This window comes from Bradyrhizobium sp. UFLA05-125 (assembly GCF_059803515.1).
Window position 1 is genome coordinate 1 of sequence record NZ_JBANBJ010000032.1, and the last position, 24,578, is coordinate 24,578.

Genomic DNA, 24,578 nt, shown 5'->3' on the forward strand with positions numbered 1-24,578 from the left:
CAGCGAGCGCGCTTTGGGTCACTTTTTCGTCCGGTTGATACGACCTGCCGGTTGCACCCTCCAGGGGACGGTGAACGTATCGAAGCCCATTTCGGCCTCCCTTTGCCCGAGCGACCGGGTCAGCAACGCAACCACCTGACACGCCTGGTTCGCTCATTGCAAAGGACGACATTGATGCGCGATTTTCGCGATGCCAAAGCTATGGCGCAGACCCTGCGCGACTCCCTCCAGATCAAGGCCGTCAGCATAAGTCACAGCGAGAGCCTGGAGCTGGTCTCCAGGATGTTCGGCGTCGCCGATTGGAACACGATGTCGGCGCTGCTCCAGGCCGATCGACGCGACGGCACGACGCCGCGCGCAGGGGGGCAGGCAACTGGACCGCAAACCGGAATCGCAAGCTACCCCGCCGTTCCACTGCGCGACCTCGTCCCCTTCCCGACCGCGACCTATCCCCTGTTCGTCGGGCGCCCAAAGACCATGCAGGCGCTCGACCACGCGTTCGAGCGACAGCGCGAGGTGGTGCTGGCGATCCAGAAGGAGTCGGGCACCGACGAGCCTGGAGACGGGGATGTCCATGCCATCGGCGTTCTCGCCCAGCTGCTCGAGCTTGAATCGCTCCCTGACGGGACGCTGAAGGTGCTGACGCAGGTCAACCGCCGCGTCCTGATCCACCGCTTCGTCACCGGCAGCGGCGCATTCGAGGCGGAGGTTGCCGCCCTCGGCGAGGGGCCGATCCCCGATGCGCCCGAACTGATCCTTCGCGCGGTCAAGCGCTTCGAACGCTACGCGGCGGCCCGTGACATCCGCATTCCCGGGGTTTGGCCACTGCTCGAACAGACCCGCGATCCCGGCCGCGTCGCCGACATCATTGCAACGCGGCTGCGATTGCCGATGGGCGACAAGCAGAGCCTGCTGGCAACGATCGATCCTGTGGCGCGGCTGAAGCAAGTCGATGCGTTCATGGACTTTGGACGCCCATTGTCGCCGGCGCTCCAGGCAACGAAGCTCCGCGCGGTCGGCAGTGCCACGGAAAGGCACCATCAATACGCCACGCTGGAGCATCTCCTGCTCGCACTGCTCGACGATGCCGATGCCTGCGCCGTGATGCAGGCGTGCAACGCAGACCTCGACGCCATGAGAGCGAGCCTCAAGGCCTATGTCGATCGCGGGCTCAACAACATCGTCGCCCAGGATGGCGCGGAGGCCAAACCCACCGCCGCATTCGAACGCGCAGAACAGCGCGCGGAAATCCATGCGCATGAGCTGGGACGCGCCGCGGTGACCGGCGCGAATATGCTGATCGGTATATTTCCGGAGACGCGAAGCCCTGCAGCGCAGTTGCTCGCCGAGCATGGGGTCCTACGCGCCCGTGTGGTCGAGCTCGTCGCTCGCAACGCAAGCAAGACCTGAGGCGCGGTCTGGCGCCACAACGTTCGGGACTTTCGCACTCGCAAGACTGCCGCAGCCGGACCTGGCGCTCAGGTCCGGCTGTTTCGTCTACGGCTGGCACTATCCTTCGCTATCCTTGGCTATCCTTGGCTATCCTTGCCGGTCAGCTCCGCGAGCGCGCGGCGCGCGACGATACCGAGTTCTCCGAGTGTCGAATGCCCGGCTTCTGCCGCCTTGATCAAGCGCTCGGCAATGAACCTGCGGCTGTCGTGGTCGCCGCCATGCGGCAATTGACGGCAGGTTTCCTCCAGCACCACGTCCATGTTCGCCTTGGTTCGCTCGCTCAGCTTCTTCATGGCGTTTGTTGGTCAGAGTCTCGGCACGGAACTCAGCATACTCGGAACAACAGCGTGATTGCCTCGAAAAATCAAGCGCTCACCGCCGTTGCTGCAGCGCATCGCGCCGCTCGCTACCCAAGATTGAATTTGCGTTGATGACAAACCACCGCTGCGGCGATAGCCTGTCGACAAAGCAAAATGCTCGGGAGGATAATCGCATGGCTGAGGCAATGGTTGCAGCACGTGCTTCGGAGGCCACCGGGAAAGCCCAACACGTGGACGTCGCCGTGGTCGGCGCAGGCTTTGCCGGTCTCTATCTTCTTTACCGGCTGCGCAAGGCGGGCTTGACGAGCGTCGCGCTGGAAGAGGCCGACGATGTCGGTGGCACCTGGTACTGGAATCGCTATCCCGGCGCACGTTGCGACATTCAGACCATCGACTACAGCTACACGTTCGATCCGGATCTCGAGACCGCCTGGACCTGGTCGGAGAAATACGCAACCCAGCCCGAAATCCTGCGCTATCTCGGCTTCGTCGCCGATCGTTACGATCTCCGGCGCGACATCCGCTTCAAGACCAAGGTCATTGAAGCACAGTGGGACGAGGCCGCTGGGCGCTGGCAGCTCACGACCAGCAACGGCCCGGCCGTCTCCTGCCGCCACTACATCATGGCGACGGGTTGTCTCTCCGCGCCAAAGCCGCCTGAAATCGACGGCGTCAAGGATTTCAAGGGCGAAATCTATTTCACCGGGCGCTGGCCGCATGACGGCGTCGATCTCTCAGGCAAGCGCGTCGCCGTGGTCGGCACGGGCTCCTCAGGCATCCAGTTGATTCCGCTGGTCGCCGAGCAGGCAGCACAGCTCACCATATTCCAGCGCACGCCGGGCTTTGCGCTGCCCGCCCACAACGGTCCTACACCGGCAGACCGCCTCGGCTTGCTGCAAGGCGACCGTACCGCCTATCGCGAGCAGGCGCGCTGGTCGATGACGGGCGTGCCTTATCCGCAACAGACGTCGGTGAGCTGGCAGCTCAGCGATGCCGAGCGACGCGCGCGGTTCGAGGAAGCATGGGGCAAGGGCGATCTCGTTTACATCCTCACGCAACTCTGGGCCGACCAGGGTGTCGACGTCGAGGGCAATACGCTGATCGGCGACTTCATCCGCGAAAAGATCCGCAACGTCGTGAAGGATCCCGAAACCGCCGTAGCCCTGATGCCGCACGACCATCCGTTCGGCGCCAAGCGGCCCTGCCTCGATACCAACTATTATGCGACCTACAACCGACCGAACGTAACGCTTGTGAATCTGCGACAGGAACCGATCAAGGCGATCACCGCCGACAGCATCACCACCGACAAGCGCAGCTTCGAGGAGGATGTCATCGTGTTCGCGACTGGCTTCGATGCCATGACCGGCGCGATCCGGGCCGTGCATCCGATCACCGGCCGCGGCGGCAAATCGCTGTCCGACGTCTGGGCGGACGGGCCGCAGACCTATCTTGGCCTGACGGTCGCCGGCTTCCCTAACTTCTTCATGATTACGGGACCGGGCAGCCCGTCGGTGCTGTCGAACATGGCGGTATCGATCGAGCAGCATGTCGATTGGGTGGTCGAGCGCCTGGCCGCGCTTCGCGACGCCGGCTTCACCACCATCGAGGCGACCGAGAGGGCGCAGGCCGGCTGGGGTCAGCACATGGCCGACTGCTCGATGCTGACGCTGCATCGGCTCGCCAACACCTGGTACACGGGCGCCAACGTTCCCGGCAAGGTGCAGGGCCTGATGCCCTATAACGGCGGCGTCGGCCCCTATCGCAGCATCTGCGACGAGATCGTTGCTCGCGGCATGCTCGGCTTCAGCCTCGCCGGCCCGAATGTCGCCGCGCAATGCAATGACGGCGAGATCGTGCGCCTGCAGCCGGACGTTCGCATCGTGCTCGGCATGCTGACGCAGCTCAACCTGCCGCCGATCGAATCGATGGGCGCACTGGGTGCACGCGCCTTCGTCAACGAGTTCAACAAGGCCCGCCCCGCAGGCCGGCCTGTCGCCGAGGTCCTCGATGGCACGCTGGAAGGCGCTGACGTTCCGCTGCCCTATCGCCTTTATCGGCCGGCGACGCCGGGACCACACCAGATCGTGGTCTATTTCCACGGTGGCGGCTGGGTGCTCGGCGACCAGCAGTCCGACGATCCGTTCTGCCGCGACATGTGCCGGCGAACAGATATGATCTTCGTCAGCGTCGGTTATCGGCATGCGCCGGAGCACCGTTTCCCGGCGGCAGCCGAGGACGGCTATGCGGCGACGCGCTGGGTCGCCGCGCATGCGGCCGAGCTCGGCGGCACGCCTGGCCCGGTTCTGGTCGCAGGCTGGAGTGCCGGCGGCAATATCGCCGCCGTCACCTGCCAGCTCGCGCGCGATCGTGGAGGCCCGCAGATCTCCGGCCAGCTTCTGGTGTGCCCGGTCACCGACTGCACGTTCGACCGTCCGTCCTATGAGGAGAATGCGGTCGGCTACTTCTTAACGCGTTCGCTGATGCACTGGTTCTGGGACATCTACTGCTCGCCCGCCGAGCGCACCGATCCGCGCGTCTCGCCGCTGCGCGGCGAGGTCTCCGGCCTGCCGCCGGCATTCGTGGTGACCTGCGAGTTCGATCCTTTGCGCGACGAAGGCATCGCCTATGCGGACGCGCTCGCAGCCGCGGGCGTTCCGGTCGAGCAGTTGAAGGCGCGTGGCCATTTCCATTCATCCTTCACCATGGTCGACGTGGTGATCACTGGCGTCAGTGGACGGGTGCAGATGGCGGACGCCTTGCGCCGCTTTGCGGGCCTCCCGCCGGCGGCACGGCGCGACGATGACGCGAGCCGCGGTCACGCGCCGCCCGCGCATAAGATCGCGGCCGCCGCGAGCTAATGGCCGTATCGCGGCTTTGGTGACGTGATCTGTGGCCCTCGACCGGTCAGCAGGATGCGTCAAAATGGTTTCGTCGACGGGGAACGAATCCTGGCCGCGGGCGTTGAGCGCGTGGCATTGAGATGCAGCGATAGGTGTGGGCCCCGGCACGCGACCATGCGTGCCGGGGTTCTTTTTGCGTAAGCGCACAGCAGGGGCAGATGTCTTCCGAGTCCAAGGTGAACTTCGGCGCAACTGCGCGCTTGCGCAAATGGCCCTCGCTCGGAAACCAGCGGCGCGAGGACCGGGAGACCTATCTCGTGCTCGAAGATACGCTGGACCGATGCATCACGGCCTTCATGGACAAGCCGCTGGCAACCCGGCACCTCTATGAGATCCATACATCGCCACAACCGCCGCTGGTGACGGCGACTCTCTCGCCCGAGCACATCGCCGAGCTGTCCCGGTTGCGGGAGTTTCTCTGACGCCGCGCGACGACGAATGACATCGCGAGGAACATTCTTCTGCACTTTCCCGTTGGTGATGAGAACCAAGGCGTGAGTGCCCACGATGCTCGAAGCCGTCCCGTTATCCCCCGATGTACCCTATGGCGCGGATCAAACGCTATTCGTCGTGATCGACCGGATCAGCGGTGCAAGGGAAATCCGCATCGAGCGCACGGATCTCGACCAGGCCATCGGCGAGTTCATCGCCGGCTGCTTCAGCGATCCCGTGCGGGTGATTTCGTTCAATACGCTCGAGCACTGGATCAAGGACATCTCGGCCGACGTCGCCCTCGAAATCCAGTCCCGCTGCGACATCGATGGCACCGACCTGCCCGACCATCTCCGGGATTTCGTCGAGAGCAATATCTGCGCGAGCGCCTGTACCCCGCCCGGCCTGCACGCGGCACTTCGCGCGCGGATTGCGGCACACTAGATCGCTTACGGTGTTGGAAGTGATCAGGCCTGCCGCCGCCTGCCAGCCATCACCTCGATCTCGCGGCGACGATCGCCAGCGAAGGACAACAGCTTTTCGACGGTGAGCGTATCCGTGATCCGTTTCGCCAGCCGCTCGGCACGCGCAGCCTGGTCCTCAAGATACTGGATCGTGTTCACGCGCCCTCCCCGAACCGTCGAAATCGTCTAGCCCGCCATCTTGCTTCGGCGGAGACTAACAGCCGGTTAAGCGCGGTATGCGGGTGCGACCGCAGAGCGGGACTCCCGCGACGCGGTTACTGCACCACGTCGAGCTTCACGTTGGCCACGCCCTTGTTGACCATCCCGAGCGCCTCGGCGGCCGAATAGGAGACGTCGACGACGCGCCCGTGGACATAGGGTCCGCGATCATTGACGCGAACCGTCACCGAGCGGCCGGTAGAGACGTTGGTCACGCGCAGGCGCGTGCCGAACGGCAGCGTCGGATGGGCGGCGGTGAGTTCGTGCTTGTCGAACTTCTCCCCGCTCGCGGTCTCCTGGTCATCCGAGTAGAAGCTTGCGACACCCTGCGAGGCCGTCCGGGTCTCGACCGCGCGTGTTGGCGCATGATGCCGCGGCCGGGCGTAGACGCCTGCGAACCTGCGGGTCTCGTGACGGCGCTCGGTCATGGCCTGCCGGCTTGACGTTGCGAATTCGGCTTTCTGCCGCGCCACCGGGGACTGCGCACAGGCAGCGAGCGATGCGGCGCCGATAACAGCGAGGACAAGTCGAGCAGCCTGCCCGCGCGGGGAACCTTGGCTTACGCCGTTCTGGTGAACGGTTCCGGCACATTCGAAGCGAGACATGATTACGTCCCTCCGATCGGCCTCTACTCCGTCGGTCAATGGAGGCAGAACCTTGTCGGAAAAAAAGCCAGCCTGCGGCTGGATGCAGTTTCAGCCGAGCTGTTGCGATTCCATCACAGCTCGTCTCGCGTCGCGAATCGAGACACAGCGCGTCCAATCGGCCGCATCAACCGTGGATCTCTCGCCAGAAAACGGAATGCGCTTCGCGCGCCGCGCTCTCCGTGAGAAGCCGCGCGAGCTCACGCCAATAGAGCTTGCGCCATCGCCGTTGCAGGCCGGCCAGAAACTCGATCTCTCGCTGGGTCAAAAAGCACATGACGACCCCAATCGCGATTCCGCAACTCGCGCGTTTCGCCTCATCCGCTACCAACAAGTCCACTCATCGGCGTGACATCGGCGCTGTCGGGGAACACGGTGCTGGCAAGCACGGTGTCCTCGACACGCAGATGATCGCGCAGCAGCCCCTTCAGCACGGCGCGCAGATCCGTCGTCGGCTCCAGGTCGCGATCCTCGAACAGCTGTGCCGGCTTCAATCCCGGCCAGTCAGCGATCACGCGGCCGCCCTTCAATGCACCGCCGGTGAGGAATGCGACCGTGCCGGTGCCATGGTCCGTGCCCTCCGTGCCGTTGATCCGCGCGGTACGCCCGAACTCGGTGACGACGGCGACGACGGTGTCGTGCCAGGCCTCGCCCATGTTGGTTTCGATCGAGGCGAGCGCGCCGTCGAGCGCACCGAGCAGGTTGAAGAGCTGACCCGAGGCAGCGCCCTCGGCGATATGCGTATCCCATCCGACAAAACCCATGGCACCAACGCGCGGGCCGTCGTGTTTTGCGAGATACCGCGCCGCGGTGCCGGCGGCTTCCGCAAAATAGGCGCGCACGCGCGCAATCCCGGGCGGCACCAGTGTCGGATCCTCCGACATCGGATCGCCCATCCCCGCGGTGCCGCCGAGCGAAGCGAGCTTCATCCGCGCCTGGAGCACGGCGGCAAGCTTCGGATCGGTGTGCTGATAGAGATCAAGCAGGCGGTTCTGCGTGTCCTCGCTCGCCGACAGAAGCTTTTGCGGCACCCATGACATCACCGGCGCCGAGCCGCGCACCACGAGCGGCGTCACCGCACCGACGCCGAGCGCCCGGCTGCCGCGTGGATCGACGCGACCGCCCGATTCCAGCGCGACGAGCGCGCGATTGAGCCAGCCGGAGCCGATCGCGCCGGGCTTTGCGATCCCGCTCTCGAGCACGTCCTGGCCGTCGAAATGCGAGCGCTCGCGATAGGGCGTCGCCGTGGCATGCACGATCAGCGCCTGCTGGCTCTTGTACAGCCGATGCAGATTCGGCATCGCCGGATTGAGCGCGAAGAAGGAATCGAGCGGCAGCGCCGGCGTCTTGCCGTCGAGTACCAGTGCGCGCTCGCCGCGCAAGGAGATCCAGTCGAGATCGCCGACCGGCGCGACCGCGCCGAGGCCGTCGAGCGCGCCCCTCAGGATGATGACGAGCAGGCGCGGATCGCGCCCTTCGGCGCGCGCGAGCTTCGGCATCTGGCTCCACGCAAACAGCGCGCCCGAGCCGATCAGCAGTTCACGCCGTGTCGGCAGGTGGTTGGCGAAGCTCATGCTCACCTCCTCTGGAAGTCTGCCGACATGAACAGGAGCGCGAGCGCCTGCTGCCGGCTTTCGGCGCGATTGACCGCCTGTTTCACCTCGGACGACACCTGCGATGCGTAGACGGTCTCGATGATCTCCTGCGGGTCGGCCTGGCCGGCCATCCGCTCGGCAAAATAGTTGGCGACGTCGAGCCGCCGGCCCACGCCGTCGATCCAGCTCGCCTCGTCATCCGGATAGCCCATCGGCGCCGATGGCCGCCACAGTGCCTCGCCGAGCAGTTCCTGTCCTCCCGTGAAGCGCGTCGGATCGGCCTGCGTGATGCCGGTCGCGCGCACCATACCGACGACCCATTCGCCGGGACGCTTGAGCTTGGACGGCGGCTCGCTCCAGGCCTCGGGCGAAGACACCATCGTCTTCGCGATCTCCTTGAGGTCGCCATCGGTCTCGCGAAATGTCTTCGCCATCTGCTCGACGAGCGATGGTGGTGGTGTCTCGGCAACGAAGTGGCGCGCGAGCTTGGTCGCGACGTGTGTCGCCGTCGCAGGATGGGCCGCGAGGTCGCGCAGCACGGCGCGTCCCTGCTCCACCCCGTCCTGGTCGTAGAGCTTGCCGAGCACCGTCTGCCCGCCAGGCTCATGGAGCCGCGGGTTGAAGGTGAACTCTCCGCCCCGCTCGGGATCGTTGCCGGGTGGAATCAGAGTCCAGCCTGTCAGAACGTTGGCGAAGCTGATGACATCATCCTGCGTGTAGCCGCTGCGCACACCGAGCGTGTGCAGCTCCATGATCTCGCGCGCAAAATTCTCGTTCAGGCCACGGCTGCGGTTGATGCCGGCGATCGAGTTCGCGCCCATCGAGCCGAGATTGTCGAGATAGAACAGCATGGCCGGATGGCCTTCGGCAGCATGCAGGAGATCGTTGAAGTGGCCCAGCACGTGCGGGCGGATGGCCTCGCGCTCATAGGCACCCGACATGCTCTGGATCTTGTTTGCGGAGATGCAGAAGTGGTTGGACCAGAACCACACCAGCCGCTCGGCAAAGCCGATTTCCGCAGCCAGCGCCGCCTCCGTGCGCACCTTTGCTTCCTCGAGATAGATCGGCCGTCCCGGATCGGGAACGGTGTCGGCGGCCTTCTTGGCTGCCATCTCGGTAGCTTCCGCGCCCTGACCCTGCGCTCGAGTCTGTCCTGGCTTCTGCGTTTGGTTGTTTCCTTGGCTCGTGTCCTGCCCCTCCGCCATGACGGGAGCCGCGGCCATCTGCTGCTTCTTGGCTTCCTGCTTGGCCCGCGCCGCACGCTTGGCGTTGGCGTCCGCGACGGTGCGGTAGGCCTTGGCGCTGGAGGGTAGGCTCGCGGCGGCTGCCAGCAGCAGCGGCCGGTCGAGCTCGGCGATCAGTGCTGCGCGTGGGTCGGCCTCGATCGCGGCAATCGACCCCGGTCGCGGCCCCATGCCGAAACGATGGAGCGCCAGCGCGGCTTCAGCCTTTGCAGAATTGCTCATGGCGGATGCCCGATATGTCAGTCAACCGAACCATTGTGCCAAGGCTCAGCGACCATGACGCTCTGTAATGTTACAGATCGTAGCACTTGCGCTTAACGGCTGCAAGCTCCGATTGAGCGGTCCGCGACGTGTGCTCATCAACCTCGCGCCGCAAATCAAGGCCTTCAGCCGGAAGGCGAAATCGCCTGCACGACATCCTTGAAAACGCCAAGCTGCAATTGAAACGCTTGCGGGCTGTAGTCCTGGTAGTATCCCGCAGTCACCACGACGACGAGATCGAGCTCCGGGACGATGCGGATCGACTGCCCGCCTCGACCGAGCGCGCCAACCCAGTGGACGTCACGCCCATTGATCTGGGAGCGACCTAGCCACCAGAGATAGCCGTAGAAGTAGGGGCCCGTGGCAGCTGCGGTGTCATCGAGGCGTCGATCCATGCCTTCGAAACGATCTGGCGACCGTTCCACCGGCCGCCCGCGAGAACGAGCTGGCCGATTTTTGCCATATCGCGCGGCCGCAAACGCAATCCCCCTCCAGCATCGCTATCGCCCTTGACCCGAGTCCACTCGACGTGGGTGATGCCCATCGGCTCGAACAAAGCCTCACGCGCAAACTCGTCGAGGGGGCGTCCGGTGGCCTTGCGCATGATGGCCGACAGGAGCGTAAGCGCGCCGGTGTTGTAGAAGAATTGTTGTCCTGGCAGAGCCGTCGCCGGAAGACCGAGGACGTAGCGACAAGGATCCGGCGCCGTATGCATGCGCACCTCGTCGTTGTCGTTCTCGTTGCTTGGGATCGCTTCCACCCACTTCAGACCCAAGGACATGGTGAGCAGGTGCGATAGCCGGATGCCTTCCTTTTCGGGGGTACGCAAATCGGCCAACTCGGGAAAGAAACTGAAGATGGGCTCATTGAGGCCGCCGATGATCCCGCGATCGATTGCGATCCCGACGGCGAGTGATGCGATACTCTTTGAAACCGATTTCACGTTGTGCAGTGTATCGGCATCGAAGGCGAGGTTTTCCACCCGGCGGCCGTTGATTTCGTCGGTACCCTTGAAGTACCGCTCGAACACCAGCCTGCCACCGTGTGCGACCACCACCGAATGGATGTTCGCAGCGCTTGCCGTGAGCCTTTCGGTCATCCTGCCCAGTGCAGCGCGGTCGACGAGCTTATCCTCATTAGCGGAGGCTATGGGCCAGCCGTCGCCTCGCGCGGCCGGAACACCGGAGTCGTCGGGTGGCTCCGGATACACCGGCAACGTGGTGAGCGGCACCAGTGCAGCTCCACCGAGAAGCGAAACAAACTGGCGCCGTCTCATTTGATGCTCTCGTTCGCGCTCTTTGCTGCCACCCAGGTGGCATCCGTGCGTTGCTAGAAATTCGGCCCCAGCGCAATTTTCGTGATGGTGCCGTTCTTGACTCCGATCCGCCATTCCGCCGAGCCGTTGGCGAACTGCGCGATGTAGATGTCGCTGTCGAGCGCGGTGACGCCGCGGAACGACATCGCGCGCAATGCGCCGAGCCGGGTCAGGATGGCCTGGTCGAACGGAAGCTGCTGACGAGTCTGCTCGGCGACCTCCGTGGTCATGTGGTCATAGTCCGGACTGCCCTTACCGACGCTCTCGATGTACTGCCGCAGCATCTCCTCGCCGTTGGCGATCGGCATGTTCCGACGCGCCACACGCCCGAGCCGCGCACCGGGATGCGGCGCGTCGACGTTGTAGAAGCGCGTCTGCCGTCCCGGCAGCAGGATCTCGCGGCATTGTCCCGACCGGTCGGCGATCACCCAGGGACTGTTGACCGTGGTGAGGAAGGACGACGTCATGCTGTTGCCGATGGTTGTCTGCACGCGCCGATTGCCGTCCGCATCCAGGTTGAAGAGCTGAATGTCGTCGCCGGTGTCGTTGTAGAACATGATCCTGATCGGCGAGGTGCCGGCCTGGCCGCGAACCGCGGCTTGTTCCGAACAGGCGACGATGCCGCCGAGTTCGTCGTTGCCGTCGGGCCGGAAGATCACGTCATCGGCCTTGCCGTCCGGGTCGATCAGCAGGCGGAACTCGGCGGTGCCATTCTCGAATTTCGCGCCATAGATGTCGTAGCCGCCGGGGCCGACACCGCGGAAGAAGATCGATTCCACCGGCCCCAGAGCCAGAAACGTCGCGTGCAATTCACCGACCTGACGATGGATCTTGGCGGCCAGCGGCGCACTCATGGCGTCGTAGTTCGGCGTGCCGCGACGCATGTCGTCGATCCCGCGGAGGATCATCTCCTTGCTGCCCGGCGCCGGGACCTGGTCCCTGAACCGCTCGGGAACTTCTGCGATCCGCCGCACGAAGTCGGCCTCGATGCTGCCCGCGACGGCCGCATCGATGCGCCCCGCCAAGCGCGGGCCTGATGCCGCGCTGTGCAGGAGGACGCGCGCCACCCGGGCCTGGTCGTCGCGCAGGAAGACCACGAGATCGTCCCCCTTGATCGAGAACGCGTCGGCCCCTTCGGCCATCAAGGCAAAGGCAGGACGGCCGGTCTCGTGCGCCAGCAGCCGATTGCCGTCGCGCCTGACGGTGAGCACACGGTTGGGTGCGACCTTGTACCAGCCGGCATACTGATCGAGCGAGGCTGCATCGGCGGCAGGAGCCGGCATCTCTGCGAGGCGTGTGGCGCGGACGTCGCGACCGTTCACCCGCATCATCAACTCCGAAGACCGGCGCTCCGCATCGACCGGGAACGTAATGTTGCCGAACGAGGCAACATAGGACGCCATGCCATCCTGCACCGTCAGTCGCAGCTTGCGCTGCCCGGTCCACTGCCCGAACAATTCATCGCCGTCCCGGAAGATGGCGAACACCGACGTCGGGCCAAGCGCGTAGAAATTGACGAACGCGCGGTAGTGCTGACCGCTGCCCGTCTCGCCGGCATCCTCCACGGTCGGGCTCGCTTCCGGCGTGCGATAGGCGATCATGCCGGTCGAGACGATCACGGCGGGCACGATCATGGCCGCGATCCAGATTCGCTTGCGCCAGCCGACTGCGGCGGGCATCGCCGCCGCCGCAATGATGCGCTCGACGCGGGCGCGCACCGTCGATGCCCGCGCCATCGCGAGCTCCATCGGACGCGGCTTCACCGAGGTCGCGACGTCGAGCAGGATCTCCGCGTAGGACAGCCTGTCCTCGATCGCCTCGATCGCCTGGACATCGCTGATGATCTCGGCAAGCTCCGCCAGATGCGCGAGCTGCCACCACGAGAACGGGCTGAACCAGAACACGGCGCGATTGAGCGAGGCGAGCAGCAGGACGTAGAAGTCGCGGTTGGCGACATGCGCGCCCTCATGGGCGAGCACCGCGAGCCGCTTGCGCGCATCCCAATCAAGAAACTGCGGCGGCACGAGAATGGTCGACCCGAAGGTGACGGGACCGCCGACGTCGCAGCTGATGCGCACCTCGGCGTTGACCACCCGGGGGCCGCCCATCGGCTTTGCGGCCCGCGCCAGACGAAAGGTCAACCAGAGGCCGACGAGGAGCCGCAGCAAAAGCAAGCCGGCGACGCCGGCATAGGTCATCGTGGCGATGGCCCACCAGTTGATCGGCGCCGCGCTCTTCGCCAGCGGCGCCAGGGCTGCGCCGTGCGCGGCGGACGGCAAGGACTCGGCCATCGGCGCTTCGGCCGGCCAGACATCGTCCGGCGCTGCCACCGGCAACGCCAGGCGGGTGACGGTGAGCGTCGGCCAGTGCATCACGAACGGCATCGCGAGCGAGGCCAGCAGCACGACGACCCACGCCGTCATATGCACGTGCGGATTGCGCACGCGAAAGAGATAAAGACCAAACCAGACGACGCCTCCCAGTACAAAGGAGCGCAGCGCCGCCTCTGCCAGAGTTGCGATCATTCTTTCTTCACTCCCCTCACCTTTTTCGCTTTGGCCACCTGGTCAGCCAGCGTGCGCAACTGTTGCTGATCGAGCATCGCATTGTCGACCATGCCGACCAGCACCTCCTCGATCGAGCCGTTGCAGAACCAGTCGACGATGCGCTGGACCGCCTTGGCCGCGACGCGCGCGCGGGGCTCGACTGCCTGGTAGACGTAGGTCCGTCCGTCCACGGTGTGCCGCGCGTAACCTTTTTCTTCCAGCCGGCGCAGGACGGTGCGGACGGTCGATTCCTTGAGACGTCGCGGCAACCGTTCACGCACGACTTCGGCCGTCACCGGTCCGTGAGCCCAAACCAATTGCATGACCTCGCGCTCGAGGTCGCCCAGTTCGGGCAAACGATCGTCCATGGTGTCTGACCTTGCGGCTGAAGATTTCTTGTAACGTTACAGATCGTCGCATATACTGACGCGCAGCGCAACGGCGTTTCCACCTCAGATGGAGCCGTGGTGCTGACCGATCCCCGCGGGGCGAAACCCCTCAGTAATGCGGCTCGTACATCTGCGACCGGACGAGGGCCATCACGTCGTTGGGCGCGGGCCCTTCCGCAAGGCCGCGCTGATAGGCCACTTGCGCGACCGCGGCGGCGATCCGGGCGGAGACTTCGCGGATGCGGGGCAGCGCCGGATAGAGGCTGCCCTGGTCGAGATCGTCCTTGCCGACACAATCGGCGAGCGAATGCGCGGCGGCCATGAACATCTCGTCGGTCACGAGGCGTGAAGCGCTGGCGATCACGCCGAGGCCAACGCCCGGGAAGATGTAGGAGTTGTTGCCCTGGCGCGGGACGAAGGTCCTGCCGTTGAGCGTCACCGGGTCATAGGGACTGCCGCAGGCGAACAGCGCGCGGCCCTCGGTGTAGCGATAGGCGTCCTCGGCCGAGCACTCCGCCTTCGAGGTCGGATTGGAGAGCGCGAACACGATCGGATGCGCGTTGAGCTTCGCCATCGCCTTGAGGACGTCCGGCGTGAATGCGCCACCGACTGCCGCGACGCCGATGATCGCGGTCGGCTTCAGCGTTTCGATCGCAGCGGGGAAGTCGGCGATCTGCCCATGGTCATGGGCGTAGCGCAGCTTGTGACCGGACAGGCCGGCCCGTCCCTTGACGACGAGGCCGCGGGAATCCACCAGCCAGTTACGGCTGAGTGCTTCGGCTTCGGAGGCGCCCTCCGCCATCATTGCGGAGACCACGAGATCGGCGATGCCGGTCGCCGCCTCGCCAGCACCCAGAAACAGGATGCGTTGATCCCTGAGCTTGCCGCCGCTGACGCGCAGTGCCGAGAACAAGCCGGCAAGCGCGACCGCCGCCGTGCCCTGGATGTCGTCGTTGAAGACGCAGGCTTCGTCCCGGTATCTGTGCAGAAGCTTGAACGCGGAGTGGTTGGCAAAATCCTCGAACTGGATCAGCACACCCGGAAACGTCTTGCGCGCGGCCTGCATGAACTCGTCGACGAAACTATCATAGGCTTCGCCCGTCAGGCGCCGTTCGCGCAAACCGAGATAATAGGGATCGTGCAGCAGCTCCTCATTATTGGTGCCGACGTCGAGCACGATCGGCAGGCACTGCTCCGGATGCACACCGGCACAGGCCGAATAGAGCGAGAGCTTGCCGACCGGAATGCCCATGCCATTTGCACCGAGATCACCGAGACCGAGAATCCGTTCACCATCGGTCACAACGATCAGCTTCGCCGGATAGGGCCAGTTCTGCAAAATTTCGGCAATCTGACCGCGGTCGCGCGAGGAGATGAACATGCCGCGCGGACGCTGAAAGATCAGGCCGAATTTCTGGCAGGCGAGGCCGACCGTCGGGGTGTAGATCAGCGGCTGGATCTCATCGATGTTGTCGCAGACGACGCGAAAGAACAGCGCCTCGTTGCGATCGTGCAACGAGTTCAACGCAACATACTTCTCGAGGTCGCTCGGCAGATTGCGCAGATTGATCAGGACACGCTCCGCCTGGTCCTGCATCGTCAGCACGCACGCCGGCAACAGGCCGCGCAAGCCGAACGCGGCCCGCTCCTGCTCGGTGAAGGCGGTGCCCTTGTTGAGCAAGGGATCGCGAAGCAGAGTCATGCCACGCGGCGAGTTGGAAGGCGTTGAGTGGGTGCCGACCCGGTCAGGTCTATTCACGAATTCCCCCGAGAGTTTCTTATGAGAGAACGAACATTGTCGGCCACCCCTTGATTGAGATCAAGGACGTTGCAGGTCAAGACCCAATTGTGATCTCGCACCGCAGCGACGCGCGAGTGACGAAGAATGATGCAGTCGGCTGCCGCGCAGCGCCGGCCGCAAAGGTTAATGCTGCGCCTATTCCGCCTTGATGTCGGCGATCTTCACGATGCGCCACCACTTGTCGATCTCGGCTCTCTGGAACGCTGCGAGTGCAGCCGGAGCCTGCTGCTCGCGTGGCGGGATCTCCTGACCGAGCTCTGCAAAGCGCTGACGGACCGTGGGATCGGCGAGCGCGGCGACGATTGCGGCGTTGAGCCGCTCGACGACCTCCCTGGACGTGTCCTTCGGCGCCCAGAAACCGTGCCAGTAGGAAATGTAGAGACCGGGGAGTCCTGCTTCGTCGACCGTCGGAATATCAGGCGCAGAGGCAAGTCGCGTCGGCGAAGTCACTGCAAACGCCTTGATCGCGCCGTTCTTGATCTGCGGCAGCGAATTCGACGCCTGATCGAACATCAGGTCGATCTGGCCGGCCACGAGGTCGATCATGGCCGGCCCCGCGCCCCGATAGGGCACGAACTGGAATTCGGTACCGGTTCTGGTCTTGAAGAACACGCCGGCGACGTGCGCGCCGGAGCCGGCGCCGGCCGTCCCGGCCGACGCCTTGTTCGGATTGTCCTTCAGCCAGGCGATCAGCTCCTTGAGATTACTGGCTGCCAGAGTCTTCCTGCCAACGATGAGCTGGGGCCCGCTGGCAACCAGAGCGATCGGTTCGAAATCGGCAAGCACGTCGTAACTGAGCTTGTAGACCGCGCCGTTCAGCACGTGCGTACCCCAATGACCGATAGTGATCGTGGTGCCGTCAGGGGTTGCCCGCGCCACGCGCGCGCCTGCGATGCTGCCGGACGCACCGACCACATTCTCCACCACGATGGTTGCATGAAGATCGGCCGCCATCCGCTCGGCGAGAATCCGCGCCAGCGTGTCGGTCGGCCCACCCGCCGCAAACGGCACCACCAGCGTAATGGGCCGTGACGGGAATGGCTGCGTCGTCCCTGGTGCGGCGAACGCAACAAGTCCGATCAGTGTGCAAATCGCAGTGACGGAGCCGCGCAATCCCGCCGACAATGCACCCATCGTTCCCGGTCTCCCGCTTCCGCCCGCCGTTGACCGGCGACATGTTTGTGGGGAGGAGTGAACGACGTCGCCGTTCAGGAGGCAAGGACGAAGATCAGCCGGTCGCCCGCCGTAAGGTCAAGTTCGACGCCACGTCGGCCGGCCCGGCAAGCTGCATCAGGATGGTCTGTGCAGAGGACGCGATCTCGATTCCGTTTTCCTGGAAGCGTAACTTCATGCGGCGATTGAACTCGCGCTGAACTGGCCAACGGCCACTGTCGGTGCAACGGATCTGGCCGACGATCGACACCATCGAACCGTCCACCTTGTCAATGCCCCAGAGCTCGAGATCGCCGCGGATCGCGGCGCGAAATTCGGGCTCCCGACGCATTTCATCGACAATGTCCTTGAGGATCTGTCCGGCGCGATCGGTATCCTCCTTGTAGGCGACATTGACGCTGACGGATGCATTGCCCGCGCCACGGCTTGAATTGGTAATGGTGGTCACCGCGCTGAATGGCACGATGTGCAGGGATCCGTCGCCGGCGCGCAGGCGAAGGGTGCGGATCGAGACGTTTTCGACCACGCCAGTCAGCCCGGAGACGCTGACGGTGTCGCCGACCTGGACCGTATTCTCGAGCAGGAGAAACAGGCCGGTAATGAGATCCTGCACCAGCTTTTGCGAGCCGAAGCCGATGGCGATGCCGACGATGCCTGCCCCCGCCAGGAGCGGCGCGACATTGACGCCGAGTTCGCTCAGCGCAGTGAGACCGACGACGGTGGCAATCAAGCATAGCAATGCCGTCCGCAGCATCGGTTGAAACGTGCGCAGACGCGCCGCGCGCGCATAATGGCCCTCGCGCGACAAGGCGTTGATCTGTCGGTCCATCAGCGCGTTGCTGGCCTCCCATATCGCGGCCGCGATTGCGGCGGCAACGCCGATGGTCGCGACCGCAGACAAGAGCCTGCTGCCGATCTGACCGCCATAGAACCAGACGATGGCATCCACGCCCCAGACCTCCAGTACGGCTACGAGGCCGATAAAGGCGATGACGCTCGAGACGATCTTGCGCAGCAACGGCAGATAGCGGTTGGCGCGGATCTCGAGGCCGGGAAAGCGCTGGAGGATCTCCGGATTGATGCGGAAGCCGCGGTCGATCAGGCTCAGCGTCACCATGATGGCGACGCGCGTGATCAACGCAACCACGATGGTGCCGACAAAATATTGGAGCAGCAGCGAATAGCCGTTTTGAATGTTGAGCGCCCAGACGGCCCATAGCGCGAGATCGAGCGCGATCGCAAGGTAATGCCAGAAGCTGGCAACGCGATTACGTACCCTTGCCGCAAGGCCGTGCCGGCCGGCCGGCGCGCGAATGGCCTCGGCAACCGGACGGCGGCATTGCAGGATGATGACCACGATGAAGAGATGCACGATCAGCATGACCATGCGCAGCAGGGCGGCATAGCCGGCCCGATGCAGCCCGAGTAGCAGCGCCACATTGGCAAAGGCAATGCCGGAGACGCCGACGCCGACGATGCGCCGCGCCCAGATCTCGATATAGGCTGCGGTCTCGGCGCGAACCGGGAAGAGGCCGAAGGGGCTCGCCAGCGCCCGGACCAGACAGATCAGTCCTCGCGAGAAGGCATAGGCATTGACGACGGCGAGGATGACGAGGCGGACGGTTGCCGGCTCGCCGATCTCGGTACCCAGCAATGTCGTGGCGATGCCGACAAAGACGAACACCGGAAGCAACTCGAGCACAAGGCGGCCGAGCACGAAGGGCAGACGGAGCAGGAGCTGCCATGCCTGGGCCAGACTGGCGCGGCGGCGATGCAGCTCAGGCTCGGCGGCCACGGACAATGGCGGTTCGATGATGGGGAGCGCCTGCGTGGGCACGTGCGGAGTCTGCGGCACGCGCGCCTCCAGGAATGCGACCGGACGCCTGATCAGGCGGAAAATCAGCCACTCGGCGCAGAAGGCGCAACCGAATACCAACGCCAGCTTCCACGCGATCTCGATCAGCAGATTGTAGGCGGCGGGGTCATTCGCGGTCCGCACGATCCAATAGTAGAACGACGGAAAATGCGTGAGTGTCCGCGCCACGTCGGCAACCTGACGCGAGATCTCGCCGATCTCTTCCGAGACCGTCAGCAGGAGCTGCGCGCCGAGACCGTCGGCTGACAGCGAAGCGGACGGCTTCTGCTCGGGCGCGGGTGCCGTGGCCTGCGGCTGATCCGATACACTGGCGATTGCGCGCAGCGTATCGATCATCCGGGCACGCTTCTGATCGTCCTGCAATGTGTCCAGCGCGCGCCGGGCCTGCTCAGGGGAGAGGGTCGCAGCATTGCCGGTCGCAGGCGGCGCCGGTTCGGCGCGAGCACCGGAAAGAGTTGAGATCGCGAGGAAGACGCAGGCAGCGAGAAGCGCCGAAGACAGTCTTTGCGACACGATGAGTCCCCAGAAATGGCTAAGGCGGTGTCAGAACCGGCACCGCCTTTGTGTACGAGTCATGTCGGATAATCGCTATTCGCTCTGGTGCTGTGTCGGAAGTTTGCCGTCGCGGCGACATTCTCTTGGCATTGCTGCGACGCATGACACACGCCGTCGACGCGTGCGCGACCGCGCCCCCGTCTCCAAAGCAACGTAGACCACTGTGATTTGCCCGGCACGTAAAACGTCCAGCGTTTCGCCCGGGAAAGGCCGCGCCCTCATCGCCGACAGAAGCTGGGGCATGCGCAAAAATACAGCGCCGGGCCGGTAAGGGGCCATGCCTCACTGATGCGGCCCACTTCACCTTGACCCGGCGTGCCGTTCGCGGATTTCGCCGCTATGCGATAGTCCGAACGAGCTCCATCGCACTTAACGCGGCTGGATTTGCGGAGGTGGTGTCATAGACCTCCCCTTGCTCATGACATGGACGTTACGCGTCGCGCTCGGCGACCATACGCATGCTCCTCCCGTGACATAGAACTGTCAAGCGGGAACGATGACGCAGTGGGCAAATGTGAAGTGATGGCGCGCACGTTCCATGATCGGAATAAACCGGTTCCACCGGCGTTTGTATCGACGAGAGCATCTTCCTCCTGCGCCGATATTTTCAGCCGGAAAAATCACAGATGAAAATCGTCCATCGCCTCGCCGTCATAGCCGCGATCTTCACCGGAATTGGCTCCGCATCCGCGCAAAATTCCCCGCAGGTCTCGACCAGGAAGGTCGAGGGCACCGAGAACGTCTACATCTTCCGCTACGGCGGTCACCAGTCGATGTTCGTTGTGACCCCGCAGGGCGTGATCGCCACCGATCCGATCTCGTATGAGCGTCCTGCAAAGCCCTATATCGACGCCATCAAGGCCGTCACCGACAAGCCAATCAAATACGTCATCTACAGCCATCATCACTACGACCACGCCGCGGGCGGCCAGGCGTTCAAGGACCTCGGCGCCACCTTCATCGCGCACCGGCGGCTGAAGGAGCGCTGGCTCGACTTGAAGAAGCAGAACGCGCTGCTAGCTGATGTCGTGATGCCTGATCAGGTCGTCGACGACAAGAAGACCATCAAGCTCGGCGGCACCACGCTGGAGCTGATCTATGTCGGCCGCAATCATTCGGACAATTCGCTGGTGATGCGGCTGCCGAAGGAGAAGCTGGTCTTCGTCGTCGACTTCGCGCCGATCGAATCAATCCAGTTCCGCAACATCCCCGACAACGCCTCGCCGCTGGAATATATCGCTTCGCTCAAGAAGCTCGCTTCGCTCGACTGGGAGCGGATGATCCCCGGGCATCCCAATGCCGGCGGACGCCTCGGCACCAAGAAGGACGTGCAGGACGACATCGCCTACATGGAAGATCTCTCCGCCGAGGTGAAGAAGGCTGCTGATGCCGGCAAATGCTTCGACACCGCGATGAAGGAGGTCAAGCTGCCGAAATACGAGAAGTGGGCAAACTACGAGAACGGCCTTGCCGCCAACGTCGAGCGCTTCTGCTACTGGTGGGGTCGCGGGTATTGACCGGGCCAACCTCTCGGCGATTCCCTGCGTTGGGGAAGGCTCAGAGAAACATCTCGGTCAGATCGACGGTCGAAGCATTGCCGATCTGACCGAAGTGCCTGTCGAGCCAGCCCCGCGCCGCGTCGCGGCCCTCGTCGCGCAAGCGGCACAGCAGGCTCCATTCCGGGTGGAATTGCGTCGCAGTCCCGAGCTGCGACATCAACTGATCGTTGCCGATCCAGTGCATGTACATGCGGCTATGCGTGTCCTTGTCGAGCTCCCCATTGTCGATCAGCTTCGTCGCAAAGGCGATCGCGCGCATCTCGCGCATCAATGACGAATTGAAGCTGATCTCGTTGATGCGGTGGAGCACGTCGGCGGCGCTCGCCGGCAGCTCGTCGCGCCGGATCGCGGTCACCTGTACGATGATGACGTCGTGGCTGCCCTTGCGATAGATCAGGGGAAAGATCGCAGGATTACCGAGATAGCCGCCGTCCCAATAATGCTCGCCATCGATCTCGACGGCCTGGAAATAGGGCGGCAGGCAGGCCGAGGCGAGCACGGCGTCCGCACTCAAGTGGGGCGGCTGGAACACCTTGATCTTGCCGGTGCGGATATTGGTGGCCGTGAGGAAGAGCTGGGGCGCATCCGCCGAGGAATTCAGCCGGTCGAAATCGACGACCCGCTGCAACAGCGCGCGCAACGGATTGAAATTGAAGGGGTTGAGAACGTTCGGCGGCACCGTGTGGGTCAGGGTATGGATGAAGGAGTGCACCGGATGATACTCCGGCGGCAGCTTGAGAGCCTGGATCCACTGGTTGAGCGGCGAGAACAGGTCGTACACCATGTCCATGCGCGAAACCTCGTACCAGAACCGATGCAGATTCTCGCGCGCGGCATCGGCACCGCCGAGCGCCATGCCCGAAGCCATCGCTACCGCATTCATTGCGCCGGCGCTGGTCGCGCTGATCGCCTCGATTGCGAGCCTTCCATCCTCCAGTACGAGGTCGAGCACGCCCCACACAAACGCGCCGTGCGCTCCGCCGCCCTGCAGCGCGAAGTTGACGTTTTTGACGTTCTTGCTGCCGTTGCCCCTCACCTTGCCCGCTTCCTCCCTACCTTCGCTTCACCCTCCAAGGCGTGCTGCACAGCCTTGAACTCCCGCAGCGAAGCCCTGTCGGCCCGAGGAAACTGCAGATCAAGTCGCTCGAGCGCTGCGACGATGACGGAGCCGATGACAACGCGCGCGAACCATTTGTGATCGGCGGGCACGACATACCAGGGTGCATGGGGTGTCGCGGTGTGCCGGACGATATCCTGATACACCGCCTGATAGCGCGGCCACAGCGCACGCTCCTTGATGTCGTCCATCGAGAACTTCCACTGCTTGGAGCGATCCTCCAGCCGGTCGAGGAAGCGCTGGCGCTGCTCCTCCCTGGACAGGTTGAGGAAGAATTTCAGCACGACAGTGCCATTGCGCACGAGGTAGCGCTCGAAGCCGGAGATGTCCTCGAACCGCTCGCGCCAGATGTTCTTGGTGACGAGCCCGGGCGGCAGCTTCTCCTTGGCAAGAACCTCCGGATGAACGCGCGTCACCAGGCATTCCTCGTAATGGGAGCGATTGAATATTCCGATCAGGCCGCGCGGTGGCAGCGCAACGACGTGGCGCCAGAGAAAATCATGGTCGAGCTCGTGGCTGGTCGGCGCCTTGAACGCATGAACCTCGCAGCCCTGCGGGTTGATGCCTTCGAACAGCGCCTTGATCGCACTGTCCTTGCCGGCCGCGTCCATGCCCTGGATGATGATCAGGACCGACCAGCGGTCCTGCGCGTAGAGCTTCTCCTGGAAATCGGCGAGATGCTTCTTGTTGACCTCGAGTATTTTTTGCGCCTCGTCCTTGTCGAGACCGCCGTTCTCGTTCGTCTTGTGGCCCTTCAGGTGAAACTTGCCCGATCCATCGTAACGGAAGGGTGTGATGAATTCGGCGAGCCCTGCGGCGAGCGTTTTGGACGGTTTCTTGTTCATGAGCTCGAAGACGGTTTGCGTTGCGGCTTCAATCGTTCCAGCAGGCTACCAAGAATGCCCTTCGGGAGGAATATGATGAAAAGGACGAGCAGCACGCCATAAACGAGATTATCCCAGCCGACGGCCTTGGTTCCAAATCCGATGCGCAAGGATTCTGCGAGCAGGATTGTGATGATGGCACCGACCGTCGGCCCGAGCGAGACGAAGAGGCCGCCGACGATGGCTGCGAACACCATCTGGAGCGACACCGCGATGCCGCTCACCGTATCAGGCGTGATGAACATCTGGTACTGGCAGTAGATGGCGCCCGCAAGCGCGGTCATCAGCGCGCTGACCAGCGTGATCTTCAGCTTCTCCGCGGTGACGTTGACGCCAACGGCGGCAGCAGCGTCCTCGTCCTCCGAGATCGCCTCCAGCGCGTACCGGCCCATGCCGCGATCGATCCAGTGCCAGACCACGAGTCCTGCGACCCAGACCGCAAGCGCGACCAGATACCAGGTCGTCTTGTCATCGAACTGGAGCGCCCAAAGCCTGTTGCCTGCCGCGCGGTTGGGCGTATAGCCGAGTGAACCGCCGGTCCAGTCGCGCGTGGCTGTAATGACCTGGAGCACGATTCCGGAGAGCGCGAGCGTCACCAGCACGAAATAGTGTCCGGTGATCCGGAAGCGGAAGCAGGGATAGCCGACGATGAGCGCCAGCGCACCGGCCGCCACCATGCTGACGGGAATGCCGATCCAGGGCGATAGCCCCAGATGATTCCACAATAGCGCAGTGACATAGGCGCCGATCCCCATGAAGCCACCGTGGCCGAGCGACACCAGACCGAACCGCCCCATCATCGACCAGGATGTGTAGGCAAAGGACCAGATCAGGATCAGCACCAGTATGTGCAGGTGGTAGGGATCGCGATAAACGAACGGCAGCATGACGAGCGCCGCAAGACCGACCGCCCATGCGGCAAGCTGCGCCGGTCTCGTCATCGGCGCCTCGCGAGCAGGCCGGCGGGCCGGATGAACATCATGACGATGAAGAAGGCGAACGCCAGCACGTAGCCCCATTCCAGGTCGGAGAACAGTCCGCCAAGCGAGATGATCTCAGCGAAGACGAAGGCGGCGATGAAGCCGCCGATGAAATTGCCGAGCCCGCCGAGCACGCAGATCAGGAAGGTAATCGGCCCGAACGACAGGCCGACAAAGGGATGTACGTCGTATTGCAGCACCAGGAGGCAGGCGGCGAGGCCTGCGAGCGCGCCGCCGAGCGCCGAGGTGACGATGTAGATCCTCTTCGTATCGACGCCCATCAGCGCCATGATCTGGCGGTCCTGGGAGATGGCGCGGATCGCCGTGCCCGTGAAGGTGCGTGTCATGAACAGATAGACGGCGACCATGCCGACCAGCGCCGCGATGAAGGACAACAGCCGGGCATAGCTGAAATTCATGTCGCCGAGGGCGAGCACGGGCAGGCGGATGCCGAGATTGCGGAAATCGATGCCGAAAGCGACGGTCGCGAAGCTCTGGAGCACGAACAGCACGCCGCCGGTTGCAAGCAACTGGTTGATCGGCGGCGCGGTCAAAAGTGGCGCGATGACGAGATAATGCAGCGCCGCACCGAGCAGCGCGACCAGAAGGATGGTGAAGGGCGCGGCGATGAAATAGCTGAGGCCGTAGTACTGGACCATGAAGTACATGGCGTACATGCCGATCATCACGAGCTCGGCATAACAGATCCAGGTCACGTCGATGACCCCGAAGATCAGGTTCAGTCCGAGCGCGAGCAGCGCCAGCACGCCGCCGAGCAGGATGCCGTTGATCACCGCCTCGAGCAAATAGATGTCGAAGATATCAAGAAATGCCTGCATCTGCCCTGCC

20 protein-coding genes and 1 pseudogene are annotated in these 24,578 nt (G+C 63.9%); 5 read left to right on the forward strand and 16 right to left on the reverse strand.

Going from position 1 to position 24,578, the window contains the following annotated elements; genetic code table 11:
- Positions 1–174: 174 nt before the first annotated feature.
- Complete coding sequence (locus SO156_RS25085) at positions 175–1,410, forward strand: LON peptidase substrate-binding domain-containing protein (protein WP_498536600.1); 1,236 nt, start codon at positions 175–177, stop codon at positions 1,408–1,410.
- A 119-nt stretch (positions 1,411–1,529) separates the two neighbouring features.
- Here the strand turns inward: SO156_RS25085 and SO156_RS25090 are convergent, their stop codons facing one another.
- Positions 1,530–1,745: a hypothetical protein gene (locus SO156_RS25090; protein WP_458144213.1), complete on the reverse strand. Its 216-nt coding sequence runs from the start codon at positions 1,743–1,745 to the stop codon at positions 1,530–1,532.
- Positions 1,746–1,945: 200 nt separating this feature from the next.
- Between SO156_RS25090 and SO156_RS25095 the strand changes: the two genes are divergently transcribed.
- The 3 genes from SO156_RS25095 (at position 1,946) to SO156_RS25105 (ending at position 5,551) form a co-directional block, all read left to right on the forward strand.
- Positions 1,946–4,633 carry a flavin-containing monooxygenase gene (locus tag SO156_RS25095; RefSeq protein WP_498536601.1) on the forward strand — a complete coding sequence of 896 codons (2,688 nt, stop codon included), beginning with the start codon at positions 1,946–1,948 and terminating at the stop codon, positions 4,631–4,633.
- Positions 4,634–4,833: 200 nt separating this feature from the next.
- Entirely contained in the window at positions 4,834–5,097 is a 264-nt protein-coding gene (locus SO156_RS25100; RefSeq protein ID WP_498536602.1) for a hypothetical protein, read from the forward strand.
- Positions 5,098–5,182: 85 nt separating this feature from the next.
- Positions 5,183–5,551, forward strand: coding sequence for a hypothetical protein (locus tag SO156_RS25105; protein ID WP_498536603.1), 369 nt, complete (start codon positions 5,183–5,185; stop codon positions 5,549–5,551).
- Between the two features lie 23 nt (positions 5,552–5,574).
- On the opposite strand, the gene SO156_RS25110 is transcribed toward SO156_RS25105, so the two are convergent.
- The 11 genes from SO156_RS25110 to SO156_RS25160 form a co-directional block, all read right to left on the reverse strand.
- Positions 5,575–5,730: a hypothetical protein gene (locus SO156_RS25110; protein ID WP_458144209.1), complete on the reverse strand. Its 156-nt coding sequence runs from the start codon at positions 5,728–5,730 to the stop codon at positions 5,575–5,577.
- 116 nt (positions 5,731–5,846) lie between these two features.
- Positions 5,847–6,395: a septal ring lytic transglycosylase RlpA family protein gene (locus tag SO156_RS25115; RefSeq protein ID WP_498536604.1), complete on the reverse strand. Its 549-nt coding sequence runs from the start codon at positions 6,393–6,395 to the stop codon at positions 5,847–5,849.
- Between the two features lie 356 nt (positions 6,396–6,751).
- A complete protein-coding gene (locus SO156_RS25120; RefSeq protein WP_498536605.1) occupies positions 6,752–8,008 on the reverse strand; it encodes a DUF1501 domain-containing protein in 1,257 nt (418 codons plus the stop codon).
- Between the two features lie 2 nt (positions 8,009–8,010).
- Positions 8,011–9,495 carry a DUF1800 domain-containing protein gene (locus SO156_RS25125; protein ID WP_498536606.1) on the reverse strand — a complete coding sequence of 495 codons (1,485 nt, stop codon included), beginning with the start codon at positions 9,493–9,495 and terminating at the stop codon, positions 8,011–8,013.
- Between the two features lie 164 nt (positions 9,496–9,659).
- Positions 9,660–9,929, reverse strand: a complete 270-nt coding sequence (locus SO156_RS25130; RefSeq protein ID WP_498536607.1) for a hypothetical protein — start codon at positions 9,927–9,929, stop codon at positions 9,660–9,662.
- Entirely contained in the window at positions 9,860–10,810 is a 951-nt protein-coding gene (locus SO156_RS25135; RefSeq protein ID WP_498536608.1) for a serine hydrolase domain-containing protein, read from the reverse strand. Before SO156_RS25135 ends, SO156_RS25130 begins: the two co-directional genes overlap by 70 nt.
- Positions 10,811–10,863: 53 nt before the next feature.
- Positions 10,864–13,374: a M56 family metallopeptidase gene (locus SO156_RS25140; RefSeq protein WP_498536609.1), complete on the reverse strand. Its 2,511-nt coding sequence runs from the start codon at positions 13,372–13,374 to the stop codon at positions 10,864–10,866.
- Positions 13,371–13,763 (reverse strand): BlaI/MecI/CopY family transcriptional regulator, encoded by a 393-nt coding sequence (locus tag SO156_RS25145; RefSeq protein WP_027524466.1) that lies wholly within the window; start codon positions 13,761–13,763, stop codon positions 13,371–13,373. Before SO156_RS25145 ends, SO156_RS25140 begins: the two co-directional genes overlap by 4 nt.
- Positions 13,764–13,893: 130 nt before the next feature.
- Positions 13,894–15,543 (reverse strand): NAD-dependent malic enzyme, encoded by a 1,650-nt coding sequence (locus SO156_RS25150; RefSeq protein WP_498536610.1) that lies wholly within the window; start codon positions 15,541–15,543, stop codon positions 13,894–13,896.
- 177 nt (positions 15,544–15,720) lie between these two features.
- The gene (locus SO156_RS25155) at positions 15,721–16,719 is read right to left on the reverse strand and encodes a tripartite tricarboxylate transporter substrate-binding protein (protein ID WP_498536611.1); all 999 of its coding nucleotides are present in this window, start codon (positions 16,717–16,719) and stop codon (positions 15,721–15,723) included.
- Positions 16,720–16,813: 94 nt separating this feature from the next.
- On the reverse strand, positions 16,814–19,147 hold the full coding sequence (locus SO156_RS25160; RefSeq protein ID WP_498536612.1) for a mechanosensitive ion channel domain-containing protein: 2,334 nt from the start codon (positions 19,145–19,147) through the stop codon (positions 16,814–16,816).
- Between the two features lie 668 nt (positions 19,148–19,815).
- On the opposite strand from SO156_RS25160, the gene SO156_RS25165 reads away from it, so the two are divergent.
- A complete protein-coding gene (locus tag SO156_RS25165) occupies positions 19,816–20,706 on the forward strand; it encodes an MBL fold metallo-hydrolase (RefSeq protein WP_498536613.1) in 891 nt (296 codons plus the stop codon).
- A 40-nt stretch (positions 20,707–20,746) separates the two neighbouring features.
- On the opposite strand, the gene SO156_RS25170 is transcribed toward SO156_RS25165, so the two are convergent.
- From SO156_RS25170 to SO156_RS25185, 4 genes and pseudogenes are all read right to left on the reverse strand, one after another.
- Positions 20,747–21,784 (reverse strand): patatin-like phospholipase family protein, encoded by a 1,038-nt coding sequence (locus SO156_RS25170; protein ID WP_458144199.1) that lies wholly within the window; start codon positions 21,782–21,784, stop codon positions 20,747–20,749.
- Positions 21,781–22,710: a polyphosphate kinase 2 family protein gene (locus SO156_RS25175; protein WP_498536614.1), complete on the reverse strand. Its 930-nt coding sequence runs from the start codon at positions 22,708–22,710 to the stop codon at positions 21,781–21,783. The genes SO156_RS25170 and SO156_RS25175 overlap by 4 nt, the downstream gene beginning before the upstream one ends.
- A pseudogene (locus SO156_RS25180) lies at positions 22,682–23,690 on the reverse strand (branched-chain amino acid ABC transporter permease); the annotation flags it as partial. The gene SO156_RS25175 and the pseudogene SO156_RS25180, both read right to left, overlap by 29 nt.
- Positions 23,687–24,568: a branched-chain amino acid ABC transporter permease gene (locus SO156_RS25185; RefSeq protein WP_458144197.1), complete on the reverse strand. Its 882-nt coding sequence runs from the start codon at positions 24,566–24,568 to the stop codon at positions 23,687–23,689. The pseudogene SO156_RS25180 and the gene SO156_RS25185, both read right to left, overlap by 4 nt.
- Between the last annotated feature and the right edge of the window lie 10 nt (positions 24,569–24,578).